The organism is Arthrobacter glacialis (assembly GCF_002909445.1).
In the GTDB taxonomy this organism is placed as follows: Bacteria; Actinomycetota; Actinomycetes; order Actinomycetales; family Micrococcaceae; genus Specibacter; species Specibacter glacialis.
Window position 1 is genome coordinate 234950 of sequence record NZ_PPXC01000003.1, and the last position, 18265, is coordinate 253214.

Below are 18265 nucleotides of genomic sequence, written 5' to 3' on the forward strand. Positions count from 1 at the left end.
AGTTGAACGGGCAAAACGGCACAACTTTAGGGGAGCACTATGGCAGGGGTAGGCGGACCGGTCTTCGACGGGGAACGGCGCAAGCACATGGCTGCGGCATTTCTGGAAGGCGGGGAGCACTATCATCAGGTCCGTCCCAGCTACCCCCGCGATTCCCTGGACTGGCTAATCGCTGGTTCCCCGCACCCCATCAAGGACGCCCTTGATGTGGGTGCGGGAACGGGAAAGTACACTCAACTCTTGGCCCGGCACGGCTGGAATCTGACGGCGGTGGACCCTTCGGCAGACATGCTCACCCAGTTGGCCGCAGAGCTGCCCCGGACCACAACCATTGTGGGCACGGCCGAACACCTTGAGCTGCCAGTGAACTCCATGGATCTGGCAGTGGTGGCGCAGGCGTGGCACTGGTGCGATCCCCTCGCCGCCAGTACCGAGATTGCCCGCGTACTTCGCCCCGGCGGCACCTTGGGCTTGATCTGGAACCAGCTCGACGTCGGCATCCCTTGGGTTCACCGGCTGGCACGCATCATGCATGCCGGTGACGTCCACAAGGCAGACTTCCACCCCACCATTGGTAAGGAATTCGCCGCTCCGCACGTGCACAACACCCGCTGGAGCCAGTCCTTGACGCCAGAGGCCATCATGGAACTGGCCAAATCCCGCAGCTACTACCTCAAGGCCTCGGACCCCATCCGCGCCAAGGTCATGGCAAATCTTCAGTGGTACCTGCTTGACCATCTGGGTCACTCTCCTGATGAAGAGCTCCAGCTGCCTTACGTGGCCCAGACCTGGCGCACGCACAAACTCTGAGCCTAGCGGTAGGCTGGATTCTGTGAAACAAACTGCCACCTCCTCCAGCATCGAGGACTATGTCAAGGTCATCTATGCCTACACGGAGTGGCAGGACAAACCCATCACCTCCACCGCCTTAGCCACCCGCCTTGGGGTTGCCAATTCCTCGGTTTCGGAAATGGTCCGCAAACTCAAGGACCAGGGCTTGGTGGACCACCAGCCGTACAGCCCCATCCACCTGACCGCGCGAGGTCTAACTCTGGCGCTGTCCATGGTGCGCAGGCATCGGCTGCTGGAAACCTACCTTGTCAGCGAGCTTGGCTACACCTGGGATGAGGTGCACGACGAGGCCGAACAGCTGGAGCATGCCGTGTCCGAGCACTTCATTGAGCGCATGAGTGCCAAGTTGGGCCATCCCACCCGTGACCCGCACGGTGATCCCATCCCGGACCCGGAAGGCCGGATCATCATGGCCCCCTCGCACCGGCTCGACGAGCTCGACGCCGGCCACAGCGGGCGTGTCAGCCGCATCAGCGATCATGATCCGGAATTGTTGCGGTACCTGGAGAAGCACGGCATTGGTCTGGATACGGCCTTGATGGTGTTGCGGCTGCTGCCCTTCGGTGCCGGCATTGAGGTGCAAAGGCTCAGTGCCCCGCACGACGCCGGACCCTTGGCTCTTGCACACGAGGTTGCGATTTCGCTGTGGCTGACATCGTCGGGGACGCACTCCGACTGCTCAGTACAGGACCTCACCGGCGGTTCCCTCATGAATCCGCACTCCGGCGCAACAAACAGCTAGCGTCTACTGACCTGCCCACCAAGGTCCTAGGGCAGGTCCCTCATGGCTGCACGGGCTTTGCGCAGCACATAGCGCTGAACCTTGCCGCTGGGAGTTTTGGGAAGTTCGGGCACAAAGTGAATGCGCCGCGGATAGGCGTGGGCGGCAAAGCGGTCTTTCACCAACTGTTGCAGTTCAGCCACCATGGCGTCGCCAGCGGCGGACGGATCGCGCAGCACCACAAATGCTTCCAGTACTTCGCCGCGGATCTCATCCGGGGTGCCAACCACCGCGGCTTCCGAGACGCCGGGGTGGTTGACCAAAACAGATTCCACCTCGAAGGGGCCAATGCGGTAGCCGGCCATGATGATCACGTCGTCGTCGCGCGAGGAGAAGTAAATGAACCCGTCGCTGTCGCGCCGTCCGGAGTCGCCCGTCAGGTACCACGCACCGTCGGGACTGTACCTCAGCGCAGTTTTCCCGGCGGCATCGACGTAGCCGGCAAACCACATGAAGGGACTTTCCTGCACGTTGACGGCAACCCGGCCGGGTTCGCCGTCGGCGGCCAGTTCGTCCTTGAGCTCAGCCAGCACATTCACCCTCCAGCCGGGCAGGGAAACACCCATGGAGCCTGACCGCAGGGGTGCCAGGAGGCCGTCGGCCCAAGCATTTCCCGCCACCATTCCCAGTTCAGTTTGGCCATAGTGGTCCCGGACTTCCAAGCCAAAAACGTCGCGGCCCCAGGCGATGACGTCGGGGGTCAGCGGCTCGCCGGCACTGGATGCGCGGCGCAAGGAGTGTTGTTGCCCGGGGGTGGAGCCGGCGCGCAGCGACCTGTAGATGGTGGGTGCAGCAGCAAAGTTGGTAACGCCGAACTTCTCCATAACAGTCCACGTTAACGCAGGGTTGAAGCCGGCAGTCAGCAGCAGCGACCGGGTTCCTGTGGCCAGCGGCGCCAGCAACGCAAAGTACAGTCCATACGCCCAACCGGGGTCAGCCATGTTCCAAAAGACGTCCTCGACACGGACATCCAGGCCAAATTCCTGGTAGCCCACAAAGGAGGCTACGGCCCGCAGTGGGATGGGCACGCCTTTGGGTGAGCCGGTGGTGCCTGAGGTGAACAGCTGCACCAGCTGGCCGTCGCCGCCAACGGCAACCGCCCCGCCGTCGTACTCCGCAGAATTCTCAAGCTGGGCGAAGGCGCCTTTGCCGGCAACCATTTCGGCCAGGGAGACATCGTAGCCATAGGCCTCACCACGGGCCACAATAACCAGGCGGGAGGCGTCAGTGGGAACGTCGCCCGGGGGTACCAGCTTGCTGCGCTGATCCGCGTCGCAGATGACTATGCGGGCACCACTGGCTTGCAGCCGGAAGTCAATGGCATCGTAGGCGAAGGCCGTGAACAAGGGAACGTCCACGGCGCCCAGACGCCAAATGCCCAGCAGGGCTATGACAAGTTCTGCCGATTTTGCCATCAAGGTGGCCACGTGATCGCCACGGTGCACTCCCAAAGAGCTTAAAGCAGCGGCGAACTGCGTGGACTTCTCCCGCAGCTCGCCGTAACTAATATCAACAAAACTTTGGTCGGCGGCAATGACCGTAAAGGCCGTGGCGCTGGCGGGGTGCCGATCGCACAACAGCTCAGCTGCACATGCCCCGGGCACGGCGAAGGTGTCCAACAGTTCCTGCACACGTGCCTGCATGATCCGCTCCTGAGTCGTGTTGCGCGCAACCCTTGTTGCTCCCAACCCTTGTTGCACACAACGCTGTTGCGCGCTGTGTTTCGGCGGGGCTGTTTAGCCTTCGCAGTCCTTGCAGAACAGCAGGCCATTCTTTTCACGCGCTACCTGGCTGCGGTGGCGGACCAGGAAGCAGGAGGAGCATGTGAATTCGTCGTCCTGTGCCGGAATGACCTGAACTACCAATTCCTCGTTGGAGAGGTCAGCTCCGGGCAGATCCATGCCCTCGGCCGTGTCTGAATCTTCGACGTCAATATGAGCCGTCTGAGCACCGCCACGCTGAACCTGGAGCGCCTGAAGCGACTCTGTCTCGTGGTCTTCGTCCTTGTTGCGGGGTGCGTCGTAATCCGTTGCCATGCGGTTTTCAAACTCCTGAGGTGTTCGTGGTTTCGGCTGGGTGTTTCAGCGCCTCATCATAGCCCCTGAAAGCTGGAATTGCGCCCTTAATTGCCCACTGTTTTCCCACAGCATAGAGTACGGGAGGCAATTTTGCTCTCTTCAAGCCGAAACTACGCACTCTTTGACGGGCAACAGTGGCGTCCTGTGAGCATTCTCACCAACGAAGGCGGCGGTTTTGACGACCGGACTGGAGCCTGCGAACAAGCCCACAACGCCGAGCCAGCCGGGCTGCAGGCGGGGTTGAATCGCCAGCAGCCCGGCTGCGCCTTATCCTTAAGAGAACATGGCAAACAACTATTCCTCACACTCTTCCCTGAATCGCCGCCAGGTGGCCCAGGCATTGAACATTCCGCCGGAAATGGCTGCACGGAACGGCATTCCTTCACGAATGAGCGCGGCCGACGTAGCCTCGATGGATACAAACCCTCCGGCGTGGCTCGCACAATCCCGGGCCAATGCCACGGGCAAACGCCCCGTTTGGGTTGATTTGCGGTGTTATCTCTGCGACTTCCTTGAGGTGGCGCGGCCCAAAAAGTGGTGGCCAGATTTCACCTACGTCATCTGCGATTTTCACGACGACTCCGAGCTGCCCGCACCAGGTGCCGGCATGCGCCGCAGCGAATACGACGGCGTGGGCAGCCGCTTCCGTGGCATCGTGGACACGCAAGACCCGCAATAACTTGGTCCTCATGTGAAACTGGCTCTAGATTGGGGCCAGGGGGAATGAAAAAATGACTGTTGCAGCAAAGAATTTCCAAATGTGGCTCAGCCATGTTGCCGGCTCCACAAGTCAGGCGGCTGTGTGCCGCGCAGCTGGCATAAAGCGCTCCACGCTGGCACAGCAGCTGGTTCGCGGGCGAGTCTCACTGGCCACCATTGCAGCTGTCAGCCGCTCCCTGGACCTGCCGGTGGTGGCCTCGTTGTCCGTCTTCCCGGACCTCGAAGACTTGGTCTCCGGTATCAAGGCGCCTACTACTGCGGAACTGCTCAGCCAGATTTCCGACGCCGACCTACTGCAGGAAATTCTCAATCGCAATGTAGCGGCTGAGACAGGGAACGATCCCATACCGGTGGAGCTTTCCCCCATCCCCCATCGATCTTCGGTGCGGGCATGGCTGGACGCCATCGATCCAACAGACTTGAGGCAAAAAGTTGCTAGGAACGCAGCCATGGCACCGCAGAATTTGTCAGCTCAGATCAGCGCCAACAGGTTGAGCGCCGAGTTGGCCATCGACAGCGCCCGGATAGCCGGTGTGGGCCTGACCAACGGCCTGGTGGCCACCGGCTTCTTGTCCCCAGCCGAGGCCGGCTGGGCTGCTGGCGCCTGCGCCTCCGCGCTAAGGGGAACAGCCAACAGTGTCCTGGCTTCATTGGCAGCGGAACGATTGGAAGCACTGAGCCGAGTCTTGCGCCGCTCGGAAGATGACACGGCTGCCGCACGCAACGTTTGGGAGTACTTGGGATGACAGTAATTCTGCAGTGGACTGCCCTGGCCGTCTGCTTGGCCTGCACCATCTGGCGTTCCCCCTCCCTGTTCGGGGGGCGCAACCGTGGGCTCTCATGGGCCTTCGCCTTGGCCACTGTCAGCGTTGCCCTGAGCCTGCCAGCAATTTACCTGCCAGTTGATGCCTTGCTTGGGGGCATAAACCTGGCAAATGTCCTGTTGCGGTTGAGTATTTTTGGGGTTTTCTTTCTCCTGACGTCCCGGGTAGCCGCCGCCTATAATTCCCCCTTGGCTCGGGCACTCATCCGGGGTCCCCTGGGCGTCGCTGTTTTAGCGGTGTGTTCGCTGGGCATTTGTGTCGCTTACTTCCTCGCCGATGTGGACGGCTCAAGTACGGGTCTGGTTGCCTTCACCAGCCAGCCTGAGATAGCTGCGTACATGTGGTTCGGCGTTGCGTACACCACCTACGCCTCTGCCTGCGTGGTGGTGGCGACAGCCAAGGCTGCCTTCTCCCGCAGACCCGCCATAGACCGGACCGCGGCTTTTTCCATGCTCGTCGGCTTCGCCCTTGTCTGTGCCACCGTGCCGCTGCGACTTCCACTGTGGAAAAACTGGCCGGCCGTTGACATCATGACCTTTGCCGCCATCTTGTTTGTCGCCGTCGGCCTGGTGCTGGTGTGGATCTCCTTCGGCCGACGGCGGGTCCGCGGCGGACCGCGGGCCTAGCCTGCTGGGGTTTGCCACTCGAAATGATAAATGTGCACTTTTCCATTAGTTTCTGGCATACTAATGAATGTGTGAACAAAGCATGCCAATGTCTAGCTCACCAAATCTTTGGGGGTAGGTGGTGGTTCGGTTTAGTTACCGGGCCACCACTTAGTATTTAAGGACGTACGGGCATCGGAGATTGCGATTGCAAACAATCCCGCGGACGCTGTTGATCACTCCACTGGCGGCAGTCTGTAGGCCCCCCTGGCCCCCACCACGGCCACCAACATCGACTAGGCCGGGATCCCGACCCCATGGAGCAGGTAGGCCCTCCCATGGCATTTGATGGGTGCAGCGGTCTATGGAAGGGCTTGCCAGCGGCACCCTTTGTGCAGGAACTGATGGACGCTGGTATCCCAACACGGCGAAACCATGAACATATGCGCCAAACCCAGCACGAGTCCAACGCATAAACACGCATGCGCCAAACCCAACACGAGTCCAACGCATAAGTTCACAAACCCGCGGCAACCGGCGTCGGGCACAAAAAAGGACCCGCCCCCGCCACGAGGGCGGGGAACAGGTCCCAATAGGGATGTGGAGATGGGGAGAATTGAACTCCCGTCCGATGTTGCTTTGTCAGGGCTTCTCCGGGTGCAGTTTGCATCGGTTTTTCTCGGCCCCAGCTATCTCGCAAACAAGTAGCTGCCAGGCCCAGTTGTATAAGAGTCCCCTAAGTGCCTACAACAAGAACTTAGAGCAGTGGCCCTCTAAATGACGCCAGGATCCGGGACGAGAGCATTCCCGGGCTGACGGACTGTCTTACTGCTTAGGCAGCAAGAGCGAAGTCAGTGCGATTTGATTCAGCACTTATGTTTTACAGAGATCGTTTACGAGTTAACCCTGTATCCTCGACCCGCTTCACCTGTCTCGACTAACACCGTCGAAACCGATCATCCCCTATTGTTTTTTCAACCCGCGGTTGCATCCTTGCGAAATTCACCGTGGTCTATCCATGCTAGCGCATTGCCCGGGGGTTTTATTCCCACAGTGCTAGTTAAACCGTGCTAGTTAAGAAGCCCCTTGTCCGCTTTCGCCGTCAGGACCACCAGCGCCGCTGCGTCCACCTTGGCGGCAAAGGCGGGATCGCCCTGTGCCGCCGTGAGCAGCCCGGCGTACATCTGCGGCAGCAGGGACTGATTGGTGCACAACGCCATGGTGCCCCCTGCTGCAAGGAAGTCAACGCCGCGTTGGGCCACGGGCACTGCGGAGACCTGAACGGCGTCGCAAATGTCATCGCTGACGATGATCCCCGCAAAGCCCAAGTCACCGCGCACCATGTCGGTGACAATGACGCTTGAGAACGGCGCCAAATTTGCGGCATCAATCTTGGGATAGAGAGCGTTGGATACCATCAGCCACGGCACTCCGGCGTTCACAGCGGCACGGAACGGCTCAATGTAGGCGTCGTTGCGCACCGTGATGTCATCGCTCACGCCGGCAGAAACGTCGGTGTTCAGGGTGACCCGGCCCAGCCCGGGGAAATGCTTGACGGTTGCTTGAACCCCCGCCGCAGCCATGCCCTGGGCGAAGGCCACGCCATGGCTCGCCACGAGGTCCGGGGTGTAGCCAAATTCGCGCCCAAACGCGCCGATGGGGGCGTTCTGAGGGGCAAATGCAGCGCTGGGCACTGTGTCCATGACTGGAGCCAAGTTCACGTTGACACCCACAGCGGCCAGTTGCTGCCCCCACGTGGTCGCCTCGGCCAGCAAGTCCGCCGCAGGCAACTGCCCCTGCTCAATGGCTTGGGGCATGTCCGCAAAACCGGGGCCGCGCATGATCTGCACCAGGCCGCCCTCTTGGTCAGTGGCCACGAATGGTCTGGCCCCTGCCGTGCGCTCCCCGGAAATATGGCCCGCAATGTCAGCCACTTGGGCAGCAATCCCGGCTTGTCCGGCCGTGCTGCGCCCCTTCATGAACACATTGCCCACATACAAGGTTTCCACGGCGTAGCGCGAATCGGCGTCGGCTCCTGTCACGGGCGAGGACACCATCAGAACTTGGCCCACTTTTTGTTCCAGGCTCATGGCCGCCAACGTGGCACTGGCCGCTGCGCCGGATGGAGTGTTCGACGCCGGAGCCTGGCTTGGGCGCTGCGTTGGGGTTTCGGCAGTGCTTGCGGTGGGCGAGGCAACGGCCGTATCCGTTGCGCCGGGGTTCCCTGTGGGTCCGCGGTTTTGTGTGCCGCCATACAGCAGGGCAAAGGTCGCCACTAGGGCCACCACCACCAGGCTGGTTCCGAGTATCCACCAGCGTTTTCCTCGCAGCGCCATCACAATCTGCCTTTCGTAACAGAGGATGTTGCCTTTACCCTAGTGCAGCTGCCCTGATCTGGGGCCCGGCCCGGGCAAGTAAGTGGCGCGGGAACTAGCTGCGGTTCTTCTCCCGCATGACCCGCTGGGCTTCACGGTTGTCCTGCTTTTCGCGGAGCGCGTGGCGTTTGTCGTACTCTTTCTTACCGCGGGCAATGGCAATTTCAATCTTGGCGCGGCCGTCCAAAAAGTACAGCTGCAACGGCACGATGGTGTAGCCGGATTCGCGAGTTTTGGAGGCAATCTTATCCAGCTCCTCACGATGCAACAGCAGCTTGCGCCGTCGCCGGGCCGTGTGGTTGGTCCAGCTCCCGTTGAGGTACTCAGGGATGTAGACGGCCTCAATCCACAATTCGTCATTGTAGAAGGTGCCAAATCCGTCAACCAGCGATGCCCTGCCCTCGCGCAACGACTTCACCTCGGTGCCCATCAAGACCAGGCCGGCCTCGTAGGTGTCCATGATGTGGTAATCGTGCTGGGCCTTGCGGTTGGTGGCCACAACCTTACGGCCACTTTCTTTGGGCACAGCTGACTCCTCAGACTTAGGTTAAAACGAATGGTTCGTGCTCTGTCGCCGGCAACTTCTTGCTGGCGCGAAACCCCAGTGTAGCAACTACCTGCCGGGGCAGTGCGGGCAACAGCGTTTAGAGCAGCCCCATGGGATCAACGGGAACTCCGTTGAGCCATGTTTCGAAGTGGGCGTGGCAGCCGGTGGAGTTTCCGGTGTTTCCGGAGTAAGCCACCAGCTGACCCGCACTGACCCGCTGTCCGGCTGAAACAACCACCGAAGCGTTGTGGTAGAAAACAGTCATCAAGGCATTGCCCTGGACCACGCCGTGGCTGATGTACAAAACATTTCCGCCACCGTAAACAACAGTTGTTTGTCCGGCAATCTTAACTGTTCCGTCGGCTGGGGCATAAACCGGAGTGCCACACTGGGCACCAAAATCAACACCCGTGTGATCGTAGTACCCGGTGCCATTGAAGTCAGCGGATCCCGGGGGAACCGGGCGATTTCTGGCAAAGGGTGAGGTGATGGGGATGTTGCCGGCAAATGGGTGGCGGAGCCCAAAAGCTGATGGGTTCCCGGGTGCCGGGGGAACGTAGGGCGGGGGCACATAGCCGCCACCGCCGTTGCCCTGGTTGGCTGCCTGTTCGCGGGCTAGGCGTTCGGCTTCGGCCTTGGCGGCTGCTTGCGCGGCCTCAAGTTCCTTGCGCTGCATCTCGGCAATTTGGGCAGCCACGGCGTATTTCTCAGATTCAACAGCCTTGAGCTTGGCCTGGATGCGCGGCTTTTCGGCGGCCAACTTGGCATTCAACACGGCAGAATCGGCGATCAGCTTATCCACTGTTGCCTTTTGGGCGGCGGCGGCATCTCGTGCCACCTGCTCCGCGGCCAACGCAGCGTCAGCCTTCTGCTTCAGGTCCTTGATCTCAGCTTCAACGGCAACCAAGCGCGCCTGGGCGTTTTGATTGGTGGCCTTTTGTGCGCTCAGCTGCTCCAGGGCAGCCGTCTGGCTGCGCAGGGCCTGCTCCGCTAGGTCAATCGAGTTGGCAAGGTCAGTGGTGGATCCGGCACCCAGAATCAGGGTGAGGTTGGCCGGGAGGCCGCCAGCCTTGTAGGACTGGGCGGCAATTTGCCCGATCAATGCCTTGGTGGCGGTGGCCTTTTCGGCATCGGCAGCAATTTGTGCCGTGATCTTGTCCTTGCTTTGCTGGGCCAGGTCAATGCGGGCCGCCAAGGAACTGGACTCGGCAGCAGCAGCGCTGACACGATTCTGTGCTTCCGTCAGTGCTGCTTGGGCACCCGGCAGTTGGCCCTGGTACGTGACCAGGTCGGCAGCCGACTGGGCAATGCCCGAATCAACAAACTCCAAGGATGACTGCACATCCTGGGCTTGCTGCTCCAGGGCGGCAGCCTTGTCGTTGAGATCCTCGGCCTGTGCCGGCGGCACCAGTCCGAGCAGTCCCACAGCCAGCAGGACTGCGACTGCACCGCTGACACGGCGGAAAAGAGGGCGTGAGCGGGGGAGTTTAGACCCAAGTGGGGAGGATTCCACTGATCCAATTCCCCCGCTTGATTTCGAATTCATGCCGTATAGCTCCTCGAATTTTGCCACTAGAAACACCAGTCACACGAGCACCTTGAGTAACAAGGCCCCCACCCACCCTACACTTTCAGGTTCTTCCGCAGGGAAACAGCCGAGGCTACGCCGGCCAACACCACACCCAGCAGGATCAGGACCGGGTAGATCACCAACGCCTCACGGGCGGAAATGAACGGGGTCCCGGTGTTGGCGTCGGCAAGGTAGCCGCCCATAAAGAACACCACAATGGACCACACAGCCCCGGATGCCAACAAGGCACCAATCGTGGCGGCGATGACGCCTTCAAGCACAAAGGGCAGCTGGATCACCGTCTTGGATGCCCCCACCAGGCGCATGATGTCGATCTCTCGCATGCGCGACTGGGCCGAAAGCCGAATCGTGGTGGCAATCAGCAAGGCGGCACAGATGATCATCAGCCCTGCCACGCCCATGGCCACATAGGTGGCAATGTTCATCCATGAGAAAAGTTTCTCCAGGACCTTGCGCTGATCCACCACCGAATCCACTCCCGGCGTGGCCGAGAAGGTCTCGTTGATGATCTGGTACTTTTCCGGATCGTCCAACTTGATGCGGAACGAGGAGGGCAGGTTTCCTGCTTCCACCGAATCCACCATGGGCGAGTTGGCAAACTGCTCACGGAAGTGGGCCAGTGCCTCCTCCTGAGTTTCAAAGGTCCAGTTCTCGATGTACGGCTTCACAGCCGGTGATTCGAGCATGCCCTCGATGGTGGCTTTTTGATCCGGTGTGACTGGCCCGGACACGCAGTTGGAGTTGGCCGGTATGTCAGTGCAGAGGTAGATGGTGACCTGAACCTTGTCATACCAGAAGCCCTTGAGCTGGCCGATCTGCATTTGCAACAGCCCGGCGGCGCCCACAAAGGTCAGCGACACAAATGTCACCAGGATCACCGAAATGACCATTGTCAGGTTGCGGCGCAGGCCGCTGCCCAACTCGCTCATGATGAAAGCAAGTCTCACAGTTGGTCCTCAATCATAATGTTTGCAGTGCTTGTCTTCGGCTCATCCCCCAGCGGGAATTCCCGCTCACGCCTGCGTTCCAGCCGCGGCGGCATGGAGTCCGCGGCGGAGGCCCCGTCACCTGCGGCCGCCGCACTGACTGCGCGCTGGCGGCGGGTCTGGGGTTCGGCGTCGTCCTTCTTCACGGGCTCCGGGGCCGGAGCCGCACCTGCCACCGGGACAACCGGGATCATGGAGGTGTACAAGGCTGCATGTTCATCTCGAACCACTTTGCCGTGCCGCAGCTCGATGACGCGCTTGCGCATGGAGTTCACGATGTCATCATCGTGGGTGGCCATGACGACGGTGGTGCCGTTTTGGTTGATCTTGTCCAGGATGTCCATGATGCCGGCGCTGGTGATGGGGTCCAGGTTGCCTGTGGGCTCATCGGCCAACAGAATGCCGGGCTGGTTCACAATGGCGCGGGCAATGGCCACGCGCTGCTGCTCACCACCGGAGAGCTCCGTGGGCTTGCGGTGGCCCTTGTCCGCCAGACCCACCAGTTCAAGCACACGTGGCACTTCGGTGCGGATGGCGGCGCGGGACTTGCCAAGCACCTGCATGGCGTAGGCCACGTTGGCGAAGACTGTCTTGGTTTGAATGAGGCGGAAGTCCTGGAACACCACGCCAATGCCGCGCCGGAACTTGGGTACACGCCAGCTGGGCACGTTCGCCACGTTCTGGCCGGCCACATAGACCTGCCCGTGCGGAGTCTTGTACTCGCGGAGCACCAGGCGCAGCAGCGTTGACTTGCCGGATCCCGAGGAGCCAACGAGGAACACAAACTCGCCGCGATCCACATCCAAGGAGACGTCGTCGAGCGCAGGCTTGGACTTGCGATCGTAAGCAATGCTCACATTTTCAAAACGAATCATGACTTTTTCGTTGCCCGCCCAGCGACGAATCGCTGGCATGCTGACGGCCGGGCAGAGGTTTGGGGGAAGAAACCGCCAGCATAACGACTATAGGCTCCATGTCCGATGATTGCTGTTTCCTAGCCGGTGTGTCGAGACTGGATCGTTACTGTTACCCGCCTGGCCCTGCGGTGCAGGGCCCATCCTGAAGCACCTATGCCTTCTCGGCGTTGCGGTTGTCGGCACGCCAGCGGATGCCGGCGTCGATGAAGTCGTCGATCTCGCCGTCGAGCACGGCGGCAGCGTTGCCAACTTCGTGTTCCGTGCGCAGGTCCTTGACCATTTGGTAGGGGTTGAGCACGTAGGAGCGCATCTGGTCCCCCCACGACGCCTTCACATCCCCGGCCATGGCCTTCTTCGTGGCGTCTTCCTCAGCCTTTTTCAGCAGCAGCAGGCGCGATTGCAGCACACGCATGGCGGCGGCACGGTTTTGGATCTGCGACTTCTCATTCTGCATGGACACCACAGTGCCCGTGGGGAGGTGAGTCAGGCGCACGGCAGAGTCGGTGGTGTTCACGGACTGCCCGCCGGGGCCCGAGGACCGGAACACGTCTACGCGAATGTCGTTGTCGGGAATCTCGATGCTGTCCGTCGTCTCAATGAGCGGAATAACTTCAACGGCGGCAAAGGAGGTTTGGCGCCGGCCCTGGTTGTCGAAGGGGCTGATCCGGACCAGACGGTGCGTGCCGGCTTCAACGCTCAAGGTGCCAAAGGCGTAGGGCGCCTTGACTTCAAAGGTGGCGGATTTGAGCCCGGCCTCTTCGGCATAGGAGGTGTCCAGAACGGCCGTGGGGTAGCCGTGGCGTTCGGCCCAGCGCAGGTACATGCGCAGCAACATTTGGGCAAAGTCTGCGGCGTCCACGCCACCGGCGCCGGAGCGGATGGTGATAACGGCTTCGCGCTCGTCGTACTCCCCCGCCAACAGGGTGACAATTTCCAAATCCTGCAGGGACTTTTGTAGCCCCGGGAGGTCTTTGGCCGCTTCGGCGAGAGAATCGGCGTCGCCCTCGTCCTGGGCCAGCTCAACCAAGACCTCAAGGTCATCGATCCGGGCTTCCAGGGTGCGCAACTTTTCAAGTTTTGACTGGGCATGGCTGAGCTTGGAGGTGACCTTCTGCGCCGCGGCGGGGTCATCCCACAGATTGGGTGAGCCAGCCTGGTCGGACAGATCCTCAATATCCTCCAGGAGCTTCTCCACCTCGGAGACTTGCTCGATGGAGGTATAGGTTGCGCGTAACGCGCGGATCTCTGCGGGAAAATCGATCTCTGCCATGGTATTCAAGCCTACGGCATACGCGGCGGTCTGGGCGGCGATCCCCTGTGCCGGTGTCACAGCAACAGATTGGCGCGGGCCGTGCTTGTCACCGTGATGGAGATGCCCTCAGGCACCAGAAAGTTGATGAACAGGGGATGCACGACGCCGGTGATGCTCACCTGCGCGGTTCGCCCGTCATCGGCCCCCGTGGCCGATTCAAGGACAACGTTGCTGATCTGCTCCGGCTCCGGGATGCTGCCCAGGTAGTTTTGGGCCGCGGCAAGCACACCCTGGTTGGTGAGCAGCGTGCCCGGGTCGCTGCTGGCGCTGCCGCCGTTGAGCTCAAAGGTGTCAGCGGCTGCGAGCGCGGCACTGTCAGCCATGGAGAGCAATTTTTTCTGGCCGAGGTACAGGCTGCCGGCGGCGGACACCACCGTGACTATCAGCAGCGCCAGCAGGACGTAGCCAATCAGGAGCACCATGACCTGGCCTTCCGTGTTGCCGGCTTGCGCCGCCGCCCTGTCCGCCGCGGGTGCCGCGGGCGTGCTGGCCGGTGTGGGCGTTTTGTTTGGCGCCGTCATCTAAACCGGCCTACTTTCTGGGTGGCAGTCGAGTCCACTGTGGCGGCGTTGGCGTTAACGCCGGGCACTGCCCCCACCACGGGCAGTTCCACCCGCAACTGCACATGCGCACTGACGGTTGTGCCCGGCGTGAGGCAGCCGGCACTGCAGCTAATGGTCAGTTCGGCAGCGCCCGCGTCAAAGCCCATGTCTTGGACGGCCAGCCGGACTGCTTGTTCCGCAGCCAGCTGCGCGGCGGGGAGGTCGGGCTCCATGACAAACACTTTGGCTGCTTGATCTGCCGCACCCACCACGGCGTAGGCCCCGCCCTGGATCTGGCCCACGGTCAAGATCAGGTACGCCACTGGCACCATCAGAAGCACTGCCAAAAAGATGAACTCGACAATGGCACTGCCCTCTTCTGCCCTCGAAGCTGGCAGGGTGCTACTTCGCAATGACTGCATGGCCGCTCATCTCCAGGGAACGGGCCGGACCAAAGAGCCCTATCAACGGCAGCGGGGCGGTAATGGACACCCGCAAAACGTCCAGCCCGTTCTGGGTTTCCACGCTGACCGAGACGTCCTGAACAAAGTTCGGTCCCAGCGCGGTACCCACCAGATGGGCGGCCCGTTCCTGGGCGTCAGCTGCCGTCCTATCCCCCAACGCACCATATCTGGCAGCCGAGGATGCGGCGTCGGCCACGGTGTTGCGAACGTGCAGGGCCAATGCCAGTTGGAGCAGGGCCACGAATATCACTGTGACCAGTGCGCCCACCAGAACAAAGTCCACCACTGCCGCACCCGTCTCCCGCAGGCCAGAGCGGACCGTCGATGCTCTTAGGGCTGGACCTGGTCCATGGCCTGGTTGAAGAGTCTTTCCAGTGCCGGTCCCGCGATGGCCAGCAGCCCGGCCACCAGCACCGCGCTCATCAAGGTGATGAGCACCCAACCTGGCACATCGCCACGTGTTCGCTGCACTGCCGGACGCAAGGAAAATTGGGGAAATTGCTGGCTCAGGCGCCGTGTCAACGTCTTGAGCAAGTGTTTTCCCACGATGAGCGCCGCCACCCCCAGCCCCAGTATTTTGTTCATGATGATTCCTCTCCGAATAGTGCTGCGTGAGTTCCTGTGGTGCTGGTCTAGCTAGGTTTGTGGGCATGTTCATTAGAAGCCAAGTTGCAAGAGTGCCAGGCCCGGGAAAACGGCAAAAACCACCGTCAGCGGGAGCACGCCAAAAATGAGTGGAACCATCATGGCAATCTCTTTGCGCCCCGCCGATTCCATCAGCTCCCGCTTGGCCACATCACGGACGTCCTGGGCTTGGGCGCGAAGTACCTCTGCCAGTGGCGTACCCCTGTTGACGGCCACAGTGATCCCGTCGACAAAGCGCGCCAGGGCCCCAACATTCACGCGCTCGGAAAACTGGTTCAGGGCTTCCACCAACGGCATGCCGGTGCGTGTTTGGGCTAGGACCTTGCCAAACTCGCCAGCGAGGACCCCGTTGGAGGTGCGCGCCACCCGCTCCAGTGCACTGGCTGCGCTTTCCCCCGCCCCCACAGCCAAGGCCAGGAGTTCTGCCAGTGCCGGGAATTCGGCCAGCATTCGTGTTTGCCGGCGTCGGATCGCGGAGCCGAGCAGGTAGTCGTAGAGCAGGTAACCGCCCACCATGGGGCCGATGGTCAACGTCACTGCTCCCATGGCGTTGATGTTGCCCTGCCACAAAAGCACAAGCGAGAGGAGAATTCCGGCGATGAGCCACACTCCGGCAAATAGGAGTTGCTTGGCCCGGAATTCCAAGGCGGTCTCGCTGCGTCCGGCCTGGTCCAGCCGGGCGCTGAGCCCGTGGACGCTGACGTTGAAGCGCCCCAGCCTGTGCGCGGCATCGGAGAGGAGCAGCCGAAGGATCCGCTCAAGCGGGCCAAACAGCGTGCGGTCATCGTCGTTGTCCAGGAGTTTGGACCGGCTGGCCACCGAGCGAAGTTGTGGTTCGACGCGCTGGGCAAAGCTGGGTTTGCGCATGGCAGGGAGCCTGACAAGGGTCAGCCACAAGCCCACGCCCAGGCTCAGCCCGGCGGCGATGACAACCAGCAAATGACCGTTCATTGCAACACCCGCTGTTCTTGCGGCAGTGCACCGATGCGCAGCATGACCCGGTAACAGATCACCGAGATCAGCAGTCCGCCACCCAGCACAGCCCACCCTGCTGGGGAGTTGTACGCGGCGATGGCCTCGGGTCTGGTGGCCATCAGCATCAGGACCAGCCACGGTGCTGCCACGGCCAACCGGGCGGCATTGACCGTCCAGGATTGCCTGGCTTCGAGTTCGCTCCGTGTCCTGGCGTGGTCACGCAGAAATTCAGAGAGCGTCCCCAACAGCTTGCCCAGATCCGATCCGCCAACATCCCGGGTCAGCCGCAGAGCCTCAATGATTCTGTCTGCCACGGGGTCTGACAGCCTGGCCTTGAGTTTTTGCAGGGCACCCTCAAATTGACCCGTCGCCCGGTAGTCCGCCCCAAAGGACTGAAATTCTGCACGCAACTGCTCGGGGCCCTTGGCACCCAGCTGGACCAAAGCCTCGGGCAAGGACAGGCCCGCCCTGATGGCTGAGCGCAGGTGGTCCACAACCTCGGGCCAGAGTTCGCGCATGACTGCGCTCCGGCGTCGTGCCCTGGCACGCAACAGGGCGAAGGGCACATAGCCGCTCAGCAGCGCCAAACACGCGGCGATGGCGGGCGCCCCCGTGAGCACAAGGACCAGCAGCGCCACCAGCGCAGCGAGCCCGGCCGCACTGGCCACCAGGGAAGCCGGGGTGACTTGGGGCAGCCCTGCCTGCGCCAGCAGTTGCGCCACTTTGCTGGCATGCCCCGGAGACATCTGCCGCGCCGGCGCACTCCAACAGGCGCTCCAGATCAGGAACAACCCCATCCCGGCCAGCAGCCCCACCAGGGCTGACACTAGGAATCCCCCATGAGCGTGGCCACGCTGTAGCCGGCGGCGGCGAATTTCTCCGGTGCCGGCATGGCAGTCTCTGAGGCGCTCAGGATGCCGTTGACGGTGCTAAACACCATCGCCGACTCGATAATGCCGTTCTCCACCCGGCGGCCCAAGGCCAGAATTTGGCCCACGCTGCGTTTGCCATTGGGCGCCCTGACACAGTGCACCACCAGATCGATGCAAGCGGCCACAGTTGGCACCACAAAGGCTGCTGTAATGTTCTCGCCGGCCAACAGTGGCAGGGTGCAAATTTTCACAACGGCATCGTGGGCCGAATTGGCATGAACGCTAGCCATCCCGGGAAGGCCACTATTCAGGGCAATTAACATGTCCAGGCTCTCCGCCTCACGCACCTCACCCACAATGAGCCTGTCCGGGCGCATGCGCAACGCCTCCTTGACCAGACGCCGCAGCGGGATTTCACCGGCACCCTCTAAATTGGGCTGGCGGCATTGCAGCCCCACCACATCCCGCAGGGGCAGTCTCAGCTCAAAGATTTCCTCCACGGTGACCACCCGCTCGCGTGAACCAATCCCTGCGGCAAGGCAGTTCAGCATGGTGGTTTTGCCGGCTTGGGTGGCGCCGGAGACCAGAATGTTCAATCCACTGCTGACGGCGGCACCCAGAAACCGGGCGGCCTGCGGGGTCAGGGAACCCAGCTCAACCAGGTGGTCAAGCCGGCTGGCCCGGGCCGTAAATTTGCGGATGTTCACGGCCCAGTGGTTCTGGGTGATGTCGGGAATCACCACATGCAAACGGCTGCCATCCGGGAGGGCGGCATCCACAAACGGCGAGCTGAGATCCAGCCGCCGGCCGGAACTTTTCAACATCCGTTCCACCAGGTCCCGCACTTGCTGTGCGGTGAAGGTGACGCCTGTCAGTTCCGACTCCCCGTGCCGTGCCACAAATACCTGGTTCGGGGCGTTAATCCATATTTCTTCTATGTCAGGATCATCGAGGAAGGGCTGGAGTGCACCGAAACCGGCGACGGCGTTAAACACGTGCCGTCTGGCATCCTCGCCCTGGGCGAGGGCTGGGACAGCGCCCAGCAGTGACCGTTCACCATAGTCGTTGACGGCTGCATCCACCAGCTCGCGCACCTCGGGGCCCTGCCGGAGCGGATCAAGGCCTTTGCGGCGGATGAGTTCACGGACTTCATCCTCAACCAGTGCCAGTGCATCCACT

General features: G+C 61.5%; 19 protein-coding genes, 1 other RNA gene and 1 pseudogene. 5 read left to right on the top strand and 16 right to left on the bottom strand.

Annotated elements, in window-relative coordinates:
* Positions 1-39: 39 nt before the first annotated feature.
* Both CVS27_RS04925 and CVS27_RS04930 read left to right on the top strand, forming a co-directional pair.
* Positions 40-810, top strand: coding sequence for a class I SAM-dependent methyltransferase (locus tag CVS27_RS04925; RefSeq protein ID WP_103464610.1), 771 nt, complete (start codon positions 40-42; stop codon positions 808-810).
* 22 nt (positions 811-832) lie between these two features.
* On the top strand, positions 833-1594 hold the full coding sequence (locus CVS27_RS04930; protein ID WP_103464611.1) for a metal-dependent transcriptional regulator: 762 nt from the start codon (positions 833-835) through the stop codon (positions 1592-1594).
* A gap of 26 nt (positions 1595-1620) precedes the next feature.
* On the opposite strand, the gene CVS27_RS04935 is transcribed toward CVS27_RS04930, so the two are convergent.
* Together CVS27_RS04935 and CVS27_RS04940 are read right to left on the bottom strand one after the other, a co-directional pair.
* Entirely contained in the window at positions 1621-3276 is a 1656-nt protein-coding gene (locus CVS27_RS04935) for an AMP-binding protein (RefSeq protein ID WP_103464612.1), read from the bottom strand.
* A 93-nt stretch (positions 3277-3369) separates the two neighbouring features.
* Positions 3370-3669: a DUF4193 domain-containing protein gene (locus CVS27_RS04940; protein ID WP_103464613.1), complete on the bottom strand. Its 300-nt coding sequence runs from the start codon at positions 3667-3669 to the stop codon at positions 3370-3372.
* Positions 3670-3994: 325 nt separating this feature from the next.
* Here CVS27_RS04940 and CVS27_RS04945 point away from each other — a divergent pair, with 325 nt between their 5' ends.
* Genes CVS27_RS04945 through CVS27_RS04955 form a run of 3 tightly spaced genes read left to right on the top strand, consistent with a single transcriptional unit; the run spans position 3995 to position 5881 of the window.
* Positions 3995-4390, top strand: coding sequence for a hypothetical protein (locus tag CVS27_RS04945; RefSeq protein WP_103464614.1), 396 nt, complete (start codon positions 3995-3997; stop codon positions 4388-4390).
* A gap of 52 nt (positions 4391-4442) precedes the next feature.
* Positions 4443-5177, top strand: a complete 735-nt coding sequence (locus CVS27_RS04950) for a hypothetical protein (protein ID WP_103464615.1) — start codon at positions 4443-4445, stop codon at positions 5175-5177.
* Entirely contained in the window at positions 5174-5881 is a 708-nt protein-coding gene (locus tag CVS27_RS04955; protein WP_103464616.1) for a hypothetical protein, read from the top strand. Before CVS27_RS04950 ends, CVS27_RS04955 begins: the two co-directional genes overlap by 4 nt.
* A gap of 577 nt (positions 5882-6458) precedes the next feature.
* Here the strand turns inward: CVS27_RS04955 and ssrA are convergent.
* From ssrA to CVS27_RS05025, 14 genes and pseudogenes are all read right to left on the bottom strand, one after another.
* Positions 6459-6824: a transfer-messenger RNA gene (ssrA, locus tag CVS27_RS04960) on the bottom strand.
* Between the two features lie 106 nt (positions 6825-6930).
* The gene (locus CVS27_RS04965; RefSeq protein ID WP_103464617.1) at positions 6931-8196 is read right to left on the bottom strand and encodes a glycoside hydrolase family 3 N-terminal domain-containing protein; all 1266 of its coding nucleotides are present in this window, start codon (positions 8194-8196) and stop codon (positions 6931-6933) included.
* 94 nt (positions 8197-8290) lie between these two features.
* The gene (gene smpB / locus CVS27_RS04970) at positions 8291-8761 is read right to left on the bottom strand and encodes an SsrA-binding protein SmpB (RefSeq protein ID WP_103464618.1); all 471 of its coding nucleotides are present in this window, start codon (positions 8759-8761) and stop codon (positions 8291-8293) included.
* 118 nt (positions 8762-8879) lie between these two features.
* Positions 8880-10328, bottom strand: a complete 1449-nt coding sequence (locus tag CVS27_RS04975; RefSeq protein WP_103464619.1) for a M23 family metallopeptidase — start codon at positions 10326-10328, stop codon at positions 8880-8882.
* A 77-nt stretch (positions 10329-10405) separates the two neighbouring features.
* On the bottom strand, positions 10406-11320 hold the full coding sequence (ftsX, locus tag CVS27_RS04980; protein WP_103464620.1) for a permease-like cell division protein FtsX: 915 nt from the start codon (positions 11318-11320) through the stop codon (positions 10406-10408).
* Between the two features lie 218 nt (positions 11321-11538).
* Positions 11539-12234, bottom strand: a pseudogene (gene ftsE / locus CVS27_RS04985) (cell division ATP-binding protein FtsE); the annotation flags it as partial.
* 193 nt (positions 12235-12427) lie between these two features.
* Positions 12428-13546, bottom strand: coding sequence for a peptide chain release factor 2 (prfB, locus tag CVS27_RS04990; protein ID WP_103464622.1), 1119 nt, complete (start codon positions 13544-13546; stop codon positions 12428-12430).
* A gap of 56 nt (positions 13547-13602) precedes the next feature.
* Positions 13603-14010: a pilus assembly protein TadG-related protein gene (locus tag CVS27_RS04995; RefSeq protein WP_243400059.1), complete on the bottom strand. Its 408-nt coding sequence runs from the start codon at positions 14008-14010 to the stop codon at positions 13603-13605.
* A 95-nt stretch (positions 14011-14105) separates the two neighbouring features.
* Positions 14106-14552 carry a hypothetical protein gene (locus CVS27_RS05000; protein ID WP_165788088.1) on the bottom strand — a complete coding sequence of 149 codons (447 nt, stop codon included), beginning with the start codon at positions 14550-14552 and terminating at the stop codon, positions 14106-14108.
* Complete coding sequence (locus CVS27_RS05005) at positions 14533-14880, bottom strand: TadE/TadG family type IV pilus assembly protein (RefSeq protein WP_103464623.1); 348 nt, start codon at positions 14878-14880, stop codon at positions 14533-14535. Before CVS27_RS05005 ends, CVS27_RS05000 begins: the two co-directional genes overlap by 20 nt.
* 44 nt (positions 14881-14924) lie before the next feature.
* Positions 14925-15179 carry a hypothetical protein gene (locus CVS27_RS05010; RefSeq protein WP_243399736.1) on the bottom strand — a complete coding sequence of 85 codons (255 nt, stop codon included), beginning with the start codon at positions 15177-15179 and terminating at the stop codon, positions 14925-14927.
* Between the two features lie 72 nt (positions 15180-15251).
* Positions 15252-16190: a type II secretion system F family protein gene (locus CVS27_RS05015; RefSeq protein WP_103464624.1), complete on the bottom strand. Its 939-nt coding sequence runs from the start codon at positions 16188-16190 to the stop codon at positions 15252-15254.
* A complete protein-coding gene (locus CVS27_RS05020; protein WP_103464625.1) occupies positions 16187-17041 on the bottom strand; it encodes a type II secretion system F family protein in 855 nt (284 codons plus the stop codon). Before CVS27_RS05020 ends, CVS27_RS05015 begins: the two co-directional genes overlap by 4 nt.
* Entirely contained in the window at positions 17041-18264 is a 1224-nt protein-coding gene (locus CVS27_RS05025; protein ID WP_103464626.1) for a TadA family conjugal transfer-associated ATPase, read from the bottom strand. The genes CVS27_RS05020 and CVS27_RS05025 overlap by 1 nt, the downstream gene beginning before the upstream one ends.
* Position 18265: the final 1 nt, after the last annotated feature.

Coding starts and splice junctions, on each gene's coding strand:
- CVS27_RS04925 (WP_103464610.1), top strand. CDS start 40: ATGGCAGGGGTAGGCGGACCGGTCTTCGACGGGGAACGGCGCAAGCAC.
- CVS27_RS04935 (WP_103464612.1), bottom strand. CDS start 3,276: ATGCAGGCACGTGTGCAGGAACTGTTGGACACCTTCGCCGTGCCCGGG.
- CVS27_RS04940 (WP_103464613.1), bottom strand. CDS start 3,669: ATGGCAACGGATTACGACGCACCCCGCAACAAGGACGAAGACCACGAG.
- CVS27_RS04945 (WP_103464614.1), top strand. CDS start 3,995: ATGGCAAACAACTATTCCTCACACTCTTCCCTGAATCGCCGCCAGGTG.
- CVS27_RS04950 (WP_103464615.1), top strand. CDS start 4,443: ATGACTGTTGCAGCAAAGAATTTCCAAATGTGGCTCAGCCATGTTGCC.
- CVS27_RS04955 (WP_103464616.1), top strand. CDS start 5,174: ATGACAGTAATTCTGCAGTGGACTGCCCTGGCCGTCTGCTTGGCCTGC.
- CVS27_RS04965 (WP_103464617.1), bottom strand. CDS start 8,196: ATGGCGCTGCGAGGAAAACGCTGGTGGATACTCGGAACCAGCCTGGTG.
- CVS27_RS04975 (WP_103464619.1), bottom strand. CDS start 10,328: ATGAATTCGAAATCAAGCGGGGGAATTGGATCAGTGGAATCCTCCCCA.
- prfB (WP_103464622.1), bottom strand. CDS start 13,546: ATGGCAGAGATCGATTTTCCCGCAGAGATCCGCGCGTTACGCGCAACC.
- CVS27_RS04995 (WP_243400059.1), bottom strand. CDS start 14,010: ATGGTGCTCCTGATTGGCTACGTCCTGCTGGCGCTGCTGATAGTCACG.
- CVS27_RS05000 (WP_165788088.1), bottom strand. CDS start 14,552: ATGCAGTCATTGCGAAGTAGCACCCTGCCAGCTTCGAGGGCAGAAGAG.
- CVS27_RS05010 (WP_243399736.1), bottom strand. CDS start 15,179: ATGAACAAAATACTGGGGCTGGGGGTGGCGGCGCTCATCGTGGGAAAA.
- CVS27_RS05015 (WP_103464624.1), bottom strand. CDS start 16,190: ATGAACGGTCATTTGCTGGTTGTCATCGCCGCCGGGCTGAGCCTGGGC.